Genomic DNA, 11,609 nt, shown 5'->3' on the forward strand with positions numbered 1-11,609 from the left:
GTTCGGCAGCCACAGACTTGCTTGGCAGACCATCTGCACACCGCAGGATCGCGCGGCATCGCTCAGATAGCGATCGGGCTACACGATGACGACGAACTTGCCTCTCCAAGTACGCCCGCTCCTGCGAACTCAGCACCAACGGCGCGATCGGCCGGCCTTTCACACCTGCATTCGCCACGAGCGCTCTCCTCTCTAGAGATCCGAGCGATCAACTAATGTCACGAACTTCCGTTCCAGATGACTAGTTCGTGAAATATCTCGTCGGTGGCCATCTCAACGAGAGGCTTCACGTTCCCAAGAGCGACAAACATCCTCAGGAGAAGAAAAACTCTTTGACGGTCGTGATCGTTGGGTAGTGCCTTTATAAGGAGGTCGCGAATGGCCTCGCGTGCATTTTGCAGATGCTCACCCCCGGCGTCACTCAGGTAGGTGCGGCCGAGCGGTCTCATCGCATCGTGAATCTTGAAACGATCGACACCGAAAATCTGGATTGTACCGCTTGTTCGCAATCGCCTGAATGCCGTGGCCGCGATCTCCGGCTCGAGGTCGAAGGCGCGCTTCAATACGACACTGGCTTCGGATTGAGTCAGTGGGACGTCGCTGAGACTGAGCGCCGCGACAGCGCGGCGCTCAGGGTCGTTAAATCTGTCGAAGACATCTGACAGAATAAGTTCTTGCGCAGTCTCGACAATATGGGTGCGGTCCTCAAGCGCCGCGCAGACTCGGGTGACCACCCCCTCGTAGCTTTCAGCCGCAATTTTCAGCGCATTCTGGACGTAGAGCGGCAGCCCACCAGTGATTTTCAACAAGCGCTCATAGTCTGAGAAATCCCCACGGCATCCGAGCGACGCTCCCTCGGCCGCGGCCGTCTCATTGGACCAGCCGAGAAGCAACTCCGCCTTCACGCCAAGCGTTGCCTCGATTCGGGCGATCGTTGCGCTGGGCTGGGCGAGAAGCACAAACTGCAGCTGATCGGAGGCCCCGACCAGCGAAACCAAATCCGCGGCTGCAATGCGATGCGCGTTATCCAACACCACAGTCGCGGTGAGTTTGTCCTCGGCTAGGTGGCGACCGATCGCAAACAGGATTTCGGTGCCGCTTGCGCCCGGTAACAAGATCTCGCCTAGCTTGCCGCCACGCGATCCGAAGATGCGAGCTGCAAGTTCGCGTGCGACGGCATTGGCCAGCGCAGGGCCGGATATCTCGGCAATATCGTAATATGCCAGACGGTCAGAAGTATGCAGAGCTGTCTGAGAAACCCAGGACGTCTTTCCTGCACCGGAGAGGCCGACGACGAGCCGCACGCGTTGGCCATTTGCCAGATTTGGTTCATGTTCCTGCGGACGATATCGAAGCGGCGGAGCAGGAAAATCTTGGAGTTGGACAACAAGCTGCTCGAAGAGTGCCGGTAATTCCTCAACCGTGAACGTGTGATTGGAGCTTGGCTCAATCCCACCCGCTGCTGCCATCATCCGGCCAGCGATTTTCCAGACGAGGGTTTCTGGAGCCAATACGGAAAAAGGAAGCGTTTCGGCAGCCGCTCGGCACGCCTCGAAACCATCCGCGATGGTCCTCCACGGCAAGGGAAGGGCTTCGTCTACCGCCGGTGATTGCGGCCAATGGAGCCTGGTGTCGGACGGCCATTCTTTACCTGTGATAAGCTTGGCAAATTCCGGCCCAGGCGCACTATTCGATACTATGACGAACTGGCATGAACCGCTCCGTCGACCTTCCTCGTGCTCCTGTCTAATAGCCGCGAACCTTGAGAGTGCGCCATCAATGTCGCTTAGAATAAGGTTAGATGCCCGAGTTTTGACTTGTAGGTAGATTCGTCTGTCAGGCTGGACGAGTTCGACGTCTTCATCATTCTCGACGATGACATGGGTCACACCGGCCCGGGCAGCATCAAACAGACACGCGGCGGCATAGAGGTGCTGATAGAGGAACCCGCGATGAACGGCTTCGATCCGGGCAAGTTGACGGGGATCAAGGTTGAACGTTTCCATATCTGGCGGTCTCGTTATGGCTCAATAAAAGCGTGCGATGGCCGCTCGCGTTCGGCGATGGGTATCCGCTCTGTCGCACCTGTCGTTGAACTGCATCATGCCTTCAATTTCTCCTGGATTAGGCGCGTCGCAGCATTCGCGGGATGTGGACACGGTGAAAACCGTGGGTCTGCACTTGTCGGCGAAGTTTGGGGGTGTCATTGACGCCGAACGCAACCGCCGCCTTCAAGGGGCTGGCAAAGGTTGCGTAGAAGGTCCAGCGAGCGTCTTTCGGCAGAGGCGCGTTCTGCCGACGGTCGGTGATGACGACGTCGCGCGGGTCTTTGGTATTGCGGAAGGCATGGAAGGTGATCCAATCGGGCCGCCTGTAACGTGCCGCCTTGCTGAAGGGCACCGACTGAACCTTCACGTCGCTTTGGTCGAGAACCCAATCGCGCTGTTCCAATATCTGCCTGACCATGTGGCCGACCATCTGCTTGACGCGGTCAACCAGAACATCTTCGCGAAACTCCTCCAGAAGCTGCTCCTCGATGCCCTCGACGGCAGGCTTTCCGAGCTCCGAGGCCGTCTCCAAGCGAGCGATAGTGGCGGGCTTCGTAAGAAACGACCAAATCCGCTGACCGATGTCGGACTCCGAGAGCGAGGCGAATTTCTCCGGATTGTAACGAAGCATGATAAAGGTCTCCTTGACCGGTCATAAATGGCCGGTCATAAATGCCTAGTCAAGGGTACTGCACGTTGAATTGCCCAGTTTGCTGGTTTGCCGCCAGTGTGCCGCTCCGATTCCGGTCGGCTGCCTCACGCTGCCAGGCTCCCTCATGTAAATTTTGAGTCATCGAATACACGGGATGAGGTTGAGATGAGGAAGGTCGTGCCGAACGGGAAGGCGGTGAAAGCCCTGAGGGAGCAGCTTGAAAGGCTGTCGACCCAAAAGGAAATGGCGAGTGAAATCGGTGTCAGCATTCGCATGCTTCGTATGATCGAGAATGAGAATGCGCCAATTGCAGTGACAACGGCTGAACGGTTGGCAAAAGCGCTGCAAGTTCATCGTGAACGCATTATCCTTGGCTCCGAGCTTTCGGAAATGACGCCGACCGTAAGTGCGCCGGAAGTCCTTTCCGCGCTGATGGAAGATGAGGACCGGCTCATCCCCCGCAACGACTATGACATCGCCAGTGCGACAGCGGACGAGGGCGCGCTCTATACGGAGGCGGCCCGCTCGCACGACGTGGCCTGCATTATCGAGACAACGCTCGATGAGGAAACTGGAGCCTATGCGCAGGAGCTTTTCGATATCCTCGTTGGCTTGTCCTGGTCGCAGCGAGATATTCTCGTCGACATTCCCCCCGCGACGGAGATCGCGGTTCGCCGGCGCCTGCGACAGCTCATCGTCCTTCTCAAGGGCAACGACATCTGGATTTATCGAACCTCGGTTCTGAGGCGATTGCCGGAGCGCTACACGGTCGCACCGCCGGACGAGCCGTTCTCCTATCAAAGCCGTCAGGTCGTAGCACTAGGGCCGCCGGGTGAATATGGCGAGACCACCATGCGCGTGCCGATCGATCATGGGCAGCCGTTCATCCTTCCGGCATGGCGGAAGCTTCGCAAGAGCGACAACGAAACAGAGACAGCCTGATGATGAGACGCAATCGCTTGATCGTCGCAGAATTGCACGCGCGCACTGAAATCAAATAGAAGTGCATTGGGCGGAAGTCGGGGGAGCGTATGAAGTTTAAGCTGGAAAATACTTTCGAGGACAATCTCGCTTTGTTTAGGGCCGAGGCTGTACAGATCGATCCCGAATGCGCGAAGATCCTCTTCGACAATTTGCATCTGCTGGATTCGGGAGGTGACACCGCGCCAAGCCGGGCAACAATCGGCGAGTTTCATAAGGCGGTACTGGATGCGCTTGATGGCATGTCCATCCCTCTGGGCGAGGACAAGGCATGACGCGGTATTTCCTGGGCAGCCTGTCCATCGAGGGTTTTCGTGGGATCAATAATGACGGTGACCCGCTCGTCCTCAAGTTCAAATCTGACGCCGTCAACTCGGTGCATGCGCCGAACGGCGTCGGTAAAAGCTCCATATTCGAAGCCGTTTGCTTCGCGATCCACGGCATTGTCCCGCGCCTGAAGGCGCTCCAGGAAGCCGAGCAGGGCGACAGCTATATCGTGAATCGCTTCCATCCCGGGCAGCAAGCGACGGTTGATCTGATATTCGCCAGCGATGACGCCTCGCCAGATGTGGCGATCAAGGTGGTGCGGGCTGCCAACGGTGCGCGCCTAGTGACTTCGCCGAGCGGTCATGCCGACCCGCAGCAGTTCCTCGCGAGCCTGCAGGAGGATTTCGTCCTCGTCGACTATAATCGGTTCGCAAAGCTCATCGATATCTCCGCCTTGGAGCGGGGACGTTCTTTCGCATCGCTCGTGGGACTGAGCCGATACTCCCGGCTACGTCAGGCTCTGGACGGCGCCAAGCGAACGCAGAACGTCAACAGTGATCTGGGCCTCTCCGCGCTTGATGCCGAGGTGACCACAGGCGCGCGCGCGTTGAGTGCGATCGAGCGGCGTGTCATTGCGGCGCATGACGAGGTCGCCGGAGCGGGAAGCGCCGCCGTCGATAAACTCTCCGATCTGAAGGCGGCGGTAACCGCCGCCTTATCCGCCATCGCCTTGCTCAAGCCATTGATCGGCGAGGCCTCGGTAATGGATCTCGATTTCGAAGCGGCAGAGTTGGCGATCGAGAAACAGGAAGGCGGCGAAGCGCGAAAGACGCTGGACACGCTAACGACCTCCGCCACGTCGCTGGCGGGGCTTGAGGTCACGGTAGAGGAATTGGCCGACGTTGATCGGCTGCTCGAGTTGGCCGGAAGAAGAGACGAGGCCGTGCGCAGCGTCGGCGCGGAAGCATTGCACGCCCTTTTGCGCGATGCGCTGGCTGTGGTGTCCGGCTCCGATTGGCACGACCCGAATCAATGCCCAGTTTGCGAGGCGAAAGGTAGTGATGCTCTAAAGCCGCGGCTGGAAGGCAAGATCGCTAAATACGATGTAGCCGCTCAGCTCGGGGCCGAACTCATCAACGATGTCGCCACAGCGCCTGGGATCGCGAAGCTACGCAAGCTTGAAGAGGCGCCGGCCATGGCGATCGCGACGGGTGATCGCTTGCACGTAGCGTTCGATTTGGCCGCCAAGAAGGGGGATTTGGCGACCTCCGACCTGGAGATCATCAAGGCGCGCCTCGGGGTTCTTGAAACGCAGCGTGGCGAAACTCTTGCTCGGGTGCGAGGTGAGGCCGACGCGTTGCAGGCGCGCTTGCCTCCCTCATTGGTGCAGGTAACCCGCATCCTCAGCTTCGCAAAGCAGTTCCGCGATGCCGTGCTGGAATACGAGAGCGGCGAGCCGGTGCTCAAGGTGAAACAGGACAAGCTCAAGGTTCTGAATCGCTGGAAGACATTCATCACGCGCGCCGGCCAAAGCTTTGCTGATGCCGAAGCCGAACTGGCCAACGAGCGGATTGGCGAGATTCAGACCGCTTGTCAGGATCTGTTCGGCCGGTTCGTGCGAGGCGGTCCCGATGTGAAGCCGACCCTGAGCCGCGCGCAGAACAGCGAAAACGTTGATCTAAAGCTCGCGGACTTCTTCGGCCTACAGGACCTCAGTGCCCGGGCTCTACTCTCGGAAAGCTATCGGAACGCTGTGGCGGCTGCGATTTTCTTCGCGGCCGCGACCAAGCACAGCGGTGTTCCGCGCTTCATGGTGCTCGACGACGTGACATCGAGCTTTGACGCTGGTCACCAGTTCGCGTTGATGGACGCCGTGCGGACGTTGCTACGCTATGGCGCTGTGCCGGACGGGCTGCAGTTCATTTTCCTGAGCCATGACACCAGCCTGGAGAAGTACTTCGACAAGCTCAATGGCACTGCGGATTGGCATCACCAGAAGCTCCAAGGCATGCCTCCAAAGGGGCGGCTCATGGTATCGGCCCAGGAGGCGGATCGTCTCAAGGCGCAGGCGTTGCAGCACCTGAATGCTGGCCAGATCGATATTGGTGCGCCGATCCTGCGGCAATATCTCGAATACAAGCTGGGACAGATTATCGCCAAGTTGGAGATCCCTGTTCCACCGGACTATGCCACCCGTGGTGACAAGCGGACGCTTTCGACCTACATCGACGCAATCGGCGAGGCCGTGAAGCTTTATCATGCGGCCAATCGGTGTGTGCTGACGCCTCAGCAGATCGCCGATCTCCAAAACCATCATGTGCCATCGATCGTTGGGAATTTCGTCAGCCACTACGAGACCGGCGCGGGGACGCCTTTCAACGCCTACGCCTTGCTGGGGGTGTTGCAGAGCATTGATAGTCTCGCGGACTGCTTTACCTACGTTGATCCGAGTAACGGACAGAAGCGATACTATCGCCGGTTAGATCGCCGTTAAGCGACTCACGGAGGCTACGCGACAATCTCGCGATCAAGCAACAACAGGGCCGAAGGCCCTGGCGTTGCGCGTGCAGGGAGTTGCCGCAAGCTAGTCGAAGTGTGGGTCGGGATAGCGCTCTTCGATGACGTAGCGCATGACATTCCACCAGACGTTCTCGATCGTGTAGTCCATCGGTTTGATTTTGCGTGGGACCCACTCGCCGAGCGAGCTTGCCATGCGGACATGCCCGGGGGTCTTGATTTCCGGTTCCCTCTCGGCGGCCGTGCCCGATTTGACCGACAGCTCAATGACGTTGAGCGTATCCCGATCATATTCAATGATCGCCTGGAGGAAGCTGCCCTTATCGGTTAGCGGATGAGCGGCTGTATGGGATACAAGAGCCACTTGCAGTTTATCGCCCATTGCGATGTAAGGCTCTAGCAGTCCGTCTGTCTGGAGGCCTTGGCGCCAGCGGTCGTGGGTGTCGAGGGCGTCTGGAAAATCGCCCCAGTTGAAGTCTCCCCGGCCGCCGAAGGTGATCTTGCCGTAACCATCGACATGGTAACGCAGCGCGTCCATCAGCTCGAGCGCTCGACGCGGGTCTTTTTCTGTAAGGACCGCGTCGATGGCTCCCAACACCTCCTCCATGTCGAAAACGATCTTTCTGAGCTCCTCTTTTTGCTCAACAAACATCTTCGGGATTTCACCGACGGGGTTCGGAAGCGGAAGTGTCCAAGGAAAGTCGATGTCGTCTTCGCTGAAGCGCCGATAGGGAATGTTGAGCTTGTCCAGGAAGGCGGCCGACTGGTAGTAGGTCTGGCTCTTCAAGCTATGCTCGATCTGATCGAGTGCGAGCTTACGGGCATTAATTCTAAAAGTGCCTTGGAGCGCAGTCGTGCCGACGACGTAGCTTTCCGGTGAATGGGTGCTGCTGATGGATAGCGTGTTGACGATTTGCCGGGCCGACAGCAGGTACATCTCGCCGTCGTCCTCCCGGCCGACGTGAAGAAGCGCGAAGAAGCCTTCGAGCGGCATTCCTTTGTCGTCAACCACGTAGCTTTTGGGAATGTAGTGCGTTGTGCGGCGATCCTGAAAATATTTTGCCTGTATCACTCCGACGCGCGGCGGGACTCTATCGGTAAATCGCTGCGTGGTGGTGCGTCGCTGTATGAGAAAATCGGCCCCGTCGGTATCTACGCTCCGCTCGAGAACCCAGAACCGGTCGATGAGAAAAGAACGCGTACGCGCTTCTCCGACGGCGCCGTTCTCCATAATTTTGAGCCACGTCGGCCAGCTGTCTTCCACGAGATTGTCCTGTGCTTTCTGGGGTTTTGTCGGTGTCGGATTTGCCGCGAAAAGCACCTTACTCGTCTGTATTCAGTTTCTGGAGTTCCCCAAGGAAGATCGTGCCGATTTCGACGGCGCGTTCAGCGGTCTCCGGGTCCACATCCATGCCATGCGTAGCTTCGTTCATGGTGTGGAGGGCGTCGAGCATCTGCTCTGTGCTACTTGGCACCGATCCATTTCGATGCAGATCACGGAGCATTTTCATGATGCCGGTCGGCCGGTCGAAAGCGACGCCTCGCTTGTCCGCGAGATCGCGTACCGCGCGCTCGATTTCGATGCGTAGCTTGACCACGGACATCAGTGGAAATTCTCGCGCGAACTCCGCGGCCGTCGGGAGGGCATCCTCGAGTTGTGGCGGCAACGCAGCCGAGAGCTGATACTGGGCGACCCCCATCGGTTTGCTGGAGTCTCGCAACGCGTATTCCACGATCACCTCGTTGCGCCCTTTGCACAAGATGATGCCGATGGTCGGTTTGTCGTCGGGATGGCGCAATTGCTCGTCCACGGCCGAGAGGTAAAAGTTCATCTTTCCCGCAAATTCGGGTTTGAAGTCTTCGATCTTCAGCTCGATCACCACGAAGCAGCGAAGACGCAGATGATAGAAAAGAAGGTCCAAGTAGTAATCCTGCCCGCCGACTTCGAGGTGATATTGGCTGCCGACGAATGCGAAGCCCTTGCCGAGCTCGAGGATGAGTGAACGCAGATGCTCGACCAAACCACGCTCGAGGTCGCGCTCCAGCATGTCTGGGCCAAGCGAGAGGAAGTCGAACGTGTAGGGGTCTTTGAGGATTTGTTGGGCAAGCTCGGACTGCTCTGCGGGCAGGGTTCGCGAGAAATTGGTGAGGGCGCTTCCTTGCCGGGCAAAAAGCTTGCTTTCGATCTGATGGACAAGAACGTTACGACTCCAGCCGTGTTCAATTGCCTGCCGCGCGTACCAGGTGCGCTCTTCCTGCGTTTTGACGGCGTCGAGCAAACGGACGTTATGCCCCCATGGCAATAGTGCAACAACCTGTTGCACAAATTCGCCGTTGGGCCAGGCCTCGGCGAACGAGCGCATGTATTTCAGATTCCGGGGCGATAAACCGGTCATTTCCGGGAAAGCCAGGCGAAGATCGCCAGCCAGACGGTCGACCACCCGGGCACCCCAACCTTCGCGCTCCTGCCGTTCCAGGATGTCGCGCCCGATCGTCCAGTAGAGCGTCACTAGCTCGCGGTTGATCGACAAGCTGGCTCGGTGGCGTGCCGCCGCGATCTTCTGCTTCAGATCCCCGACGAACGCCGTGTAGCTTTGCGCGTCCACTTCGCCAGCGGAACCGAGCGCATCGCTGCGGCGAGGGGGCTTTCGCGGCCGCGAGCTCATGCGGCCTCTTTCAGTCGCTTCTTCGCCAGCATGGCGCGCACGAATTTGTCCCATTTCGCCATGCCAGCGCGTTTCTCGATCATATAGTGCCAGCGGTCGTAGTGCTTGGAGCTGACATCCTGTAGCGCGTGGTTCTGGAGGCGATCGCGGATTTCCTTCGACACGCCTGCCTTGCCGGCGAGCGTCTTGAACGTGCGCCGGAGATCGCGGTTTGTCGCATATGGAATCACGCCGCGATCTCGCTGCCGCCAAACAAAGCTATAAAGAGTGCCGTGGCTGACAGGCTTCGAGGGGTCCTTGGCGGAGGGGAAGAACCAGCCATACTCGTTCGGCTTGATCTTTTCGATCAGCTCGGCGGCAAGCAATGGCACTGGGACAGCGTGCGGCTGGAGGTTCTTGGTCTTCGACCAGTCGATGATTCGCTCACTGGCGTCCCATTGATTGACATGAAACCGCGCGATCTCCTCGACGCGCTGCCCTGTCAGCATGATGAGTTGCACCGCGCGGGGATAGGAGGGGTGGACCGGCGTGTCGGGGCTCTCCAGCCAGCGATAGAGTTGCACAAACTCGTCTTCGTCAAGCCAGCGCGTGCCCTGGATCTTAGGCTCGGTAGGAATGCCGGTTGCCGGATTGAAAGGGAGTCGAAAGCGTCTGGAAGACTGCTGCCGATAGTCGTTGTCAGACTTCATGCCCCAGCTAAAGGCGGCATGGAGATAGGAGCGCACATGGTCGGCCATTGATTTGGCACCGCGCTCGTAGATCGGGCGGATCAGCTCGATGATTTCCTCGGCCTCGATCTCGCGAGCGAGGCGGTTGCGTCCGAGCGTGTCGGCGATCTTGTTAAGGCCTTTTTCCGTTTCCTTCCAGGACGGCTTGCTCGCATCCTTGAGCGCGGCGACATAGCCTTCGAACAGATCAGCGACGGTGCCGGGGCGCGTGTCGGTAGCGATCTTGATGCTGCGACCCTTCTGGATGACGTCGGCGAAGTCGCGTTTGAATATTTCGCGTGCCTGGGCGAGCGATATGGAGGGATAAGCCCCGAGCTTCTTCTTGGTCCGCTTCCCATCGCGCCATTGCTGCGCCATCCAGTCGGCGGTGACGCGCTTCGGCATGGGCTTGAGGACAAGCACGAGGCGGCCGGTGCCGCGCCCTTCACCGTCGGCGAGATTTTCCTGTTTCTGACTTAGCTCCACCCGCTTCAACGCATGTCGGATCGCGGTGTCGGTCAGGCTTGGCATGGCGTTTCCTCCTGTGCCGCAACTGGGATCGGTCGAGGAGAAACGGGGATCGTTTGCTGGGATCGGAAAGCCGCTTTCAACCCCTCTTACCGCTCCCAATTTGCCATAGCCGCCCCCTGTGTGCAATGAAGAAAAAATCGGATATATCGTTGATGATTCATCGGTATTGAACGTGATCCAACGTGATCATAGGGTGGGTAGTGGGTTGGTTGTGCACCAGGATGAGCGCGGTCGCGGAGAGTTCGAGCGCGCGCTTGATCACCTCGCGCGGGTAGACCGGGGTGTGGTCAACCGTGCCGGTCTGCTGCACCTCGTCGGCGATCAGCTGGTTGCGCTTGTCGAGAAAGAGCAGGCGGAATTGCTCCTTGTCGGCAAACGCCATGCTGGCGCGGCAATAGTCGATCACCTCGTTCCAGGACGACAGCGCGTTGCGGCTGTTGACCCCGCCCTTGGCGACGCGATGCGCCGCCGCGGCGATCAGCTTGAGCTGGTTGATCGCGGCTTCCCCAACGCCTTCGACCTCGCGCAGCCGCGCCACCGGCGCATGGACGACCTCGGCGAACGAGCCGAACGTCTTGATCAGCGTCTTCGCCAGCGGCTTGGTGTCGCGCCGAGGCAGCGCCGGAAACAGCGCCATCTCGAGCAGTTCGTAGTCGCTGAGCGCATCCGCGCCGGCACTGTAGAAACGCTCGCGCAGCCGCTCGCGATGGCCGTGATAGTGCGGCGCGTCCTCGGGCTTGCTCTTGTCGTGGTCGGACTTGGCGGGCATCGGCCGCCAGCATCGCCGGGGACCTCCGCTTTTGCAACCGTCAATTGCGAGCGTCCCGCGCAGCCGCGCTTCCGGCACGAGCGGGATGATGATCAGCCGACCGGTTTCCCGGCCCTTCGCGCCAGCGGGCGATCATGGACCCTGGGGGCGCCAGAAACTATCGTTGGGTACGACGCCTGCGGGATCGGCAGCAAGGTCCGGCTTGATACGATCGAGGAAGTACATCGGGGTAGGCCCCTTGCCCTTGACCTCGATGCTGCCGCGCGGCTCACAGGCGAAGCGCGCATTGACCAGGTTCCAGGTCGCCTCGGCAATGTTGATCCGTCCGGGATCGGCGGCCGCCTGCAGTCGCGCGGCGACGTTGACGGCGTTGCCCCAGATGTCGTAGCTGAACTTGCGTGCTCCGACAACGCCAGCGATGACTGGGCCGGTGTTGATGCCGATCCGCGCCATCCAGAGCGGCAGGCTCCG

At 59.3% G+C, this 11,609-nt stretch carries 10 protein-coding genes and 1 pseudogene; 3 read left to right on the top strand and 8 right to left on the bottom strand.

Annotated elements, in window-relative coordinates; translation table 11 throughout:
• The 3 genes and pseudogenes from IC50_RS41030 to IC50_RS41915 all read right to left on the bottom strand — a co-directional run.
• Positions 1-178, bottom strand: a pseudogene (locus IC50_RS41030) (IS630 family transposase); the annotation flags it as partial.
• Between the two features lie 40 nt (positions 179-218).
• Complete coding sequence (locus tag IC50_RS03640; RefSeq protein ID WP_014498597.1) at positions 219-2,006, bottom strand: ATP-binding protein; 1,788 nt, start codon at positions 2,004-2,006, stop codon at positions 219-221.
• 118 nt (positions 2,007-2,124) lie between these two features.
• Entirely contained in the window at positions 2,125-2,679 is a 555-nt protein-coding gene (locus IC50_RS41915) for a hypothetical protein (RefSeq protein ID WP_014498596.1), read from the bottom strand.
• 186 nt (positions 2,680-2,865) lie between these two features.
• On the opposite strand from IC50_RS41915, the gene IC50_RS03650 reads away from it, so the two are divergent.
• The 3 genes from IC50_RS03650 (at position 2,866) to IC50_RS03660 (ending at position 6,442) form a co-directional block, all read left to right on the top strand.
• Positions 2,866-3,642 carry a helix-turn-helix domain-containing protein gene (locus IC50_RS03650; RefSeq protein ID WP_014498595.1) on the top strand — a complete coding sequence of 259 codons (777 nt, stop codon included), beginning with the start codon at positions 2,866-2,868 and terminating at the stop codon, positions 3,640-3,642.
• An 89-nt stretch (positions 3,643-3,731) separates the two neighbouring features.
• Positions 3,732-3,956: a hypothetical protein gene (locus tag IC50_RS03655; RefSeq protein WP_014498594.1), complete on the top strand. Its 225-nt coding sequence runs from the start codon at positions 3,732-3,734 to the stop codon at positions 3,954-3,956.
• Positions 3,953-6,442, top strand: coding sequence for an AAA family ATPase (locus IC50_RS03660; protein WP_011090898.1), 2,490 nt, complete (start codon positions 3,953-3,955; stop codon positions 6,440-6,442). The genes IC50_RS03655 and IC50_RS03660 overlap by 4 nt, the downstream gene beginning before the upstream one ends.
• A 90-nt stretch (positions 6,443-6,532) precedes the next feature.
• Here IC50_RS03660 and IC50_RS03665 read toward each other — a convergent pair whose 3' ends face one another.
• The 5 genes from IC50_RS03665 to IC50_RS03685 all read right to left on the bottom strand — a co-directional run.
• Positions 6,533-7,729 (bottom strand): hypothetical protein, encoded by a 1,197-nt coding sequence (locus IC50_RS03665; RefSeq protein ID WP_225163673.1) that lies wholly within the window; start codon positions 7,727-7,729, stop codon positions 6,533-6,535.
• Positions 7,730-7,787: 58 nt separating this feature from the next.
• Positions 7,788-9,131: a PDDEXK nuclease domain-containing protein gene (locus tag IC50_RS03670; RefSeq protein ID WP_014498593.1), complete on the bottom strand. Its 1,344-nt coding sequence runs from the start codon at positions 9,129-9,131 to the stop codon at positions 7,788-7,790.
• Positions 9,128-10,369, bottom strand: a complete 1,242-nt coding sequence (locus tag IC50_RS03675) for a tyrosine-type recombinase/integrase (RefSeq protein ID WP_011090895.1) — start codon at positions 10,367-10,369, stop codon at positions 9,128-9,130. Before IC50_RS03675 ends, IC50_RS03670 begins: the two co-directional genes overlap by 4 nt.
• Before the next feature lie 157 nt (positions 10,370-10,526).
• The gene (locus tag IC50_RS03680; protein WP_035700552.1) at positions 10,527-11,138 is read right to left on the bottom strand and encodes a JAB domain-containing protein; all 612 of its coding nucleotides are present in this window, start codon (positions 11,136-11,138) and stop codon (positions 10,527-10,529) included.
• Between the two features lie 132 nt (positions 11,139-11,270).
• A partial coding sequence (locus IC50_RS03685) for an adenylate/guanylate cyclase domain-containing protein (RefSeq protein WP_162131513.1) occupies positions 11,271-11,609 on the bottom strand: 339 nt, incomplete at its 5' end.

This window comes from Bradyrhizobium genomosp. I (2014) (assembly GCF_000261685.1).
Classification (GTDB): Bacteria; Pseudomonadota; Alphaproteobacteria; order Rhizobiales; family Xanthobacteraceae; genus Bradyrhizobium.

Excerpts from the sequence above, each read along its gene's own strand:
- IC50_RS03640 (WP_014498597.1), bottom strand. The coding sequence starts at position 2,006 with ATGGAAACGTTCAACCTTGATCCCCGTCAACTTGCCCGGATCGAAGCC.
- IC50_RS41915 (WP_014498596.1), bottom strand. The coding sequence starts at position 2,679 with ATGCTTCGTTACAATCCGGAGAAATTCGCCTCGCTCTCGGAGTCCGAC.
- IC50_RS03650 (WP_014498595.1), top strand. The coding sequence starts at position 2,866 with ATGAGGAAGGTCGTGCCGAACGGGAAGGCGGTGAAAGCCCTGAGGGAG.
- IC50_RS03655 (WP_014498594.1), top strand. The coding sequence starts at position 3,732 with ATGAAGTTTAAGCTGGAAAATACTTTCGAGGACAATCTCGCTTTGTTT.
- IC50_RS03660 (WP_011090898.1), top strand. The coding sequence starts at position 3,953 with ATGACGCGGTATTTCCTGGGCAGCCTGTCCATCGAGGGTTTTCGTGGG.
- IC50_RS03670 (WP_014498593.1), bottom strand. The coding sequence starts at position 9,131 with ATGAGCTCGCGGCCGCGAAAGCCCCCTCGCCGCAGCGATGCGCTCGGT.
- IC50_RS03675 (WP_011090895.1), bottom strand. The coding sequence starts at position 10,369 with ATGCCAAGCCTGACCGACACCGCGATCCGACATGCGTTGAAGCGGGTG.
- IC50_RS03680 (WP_035700552.1), bottom strand. The coding sequence starts at position 11,138 with ATGCCCGCCAAGTCCGACCACGACAAGAGCAAGCCCGAGGACGCGCCG.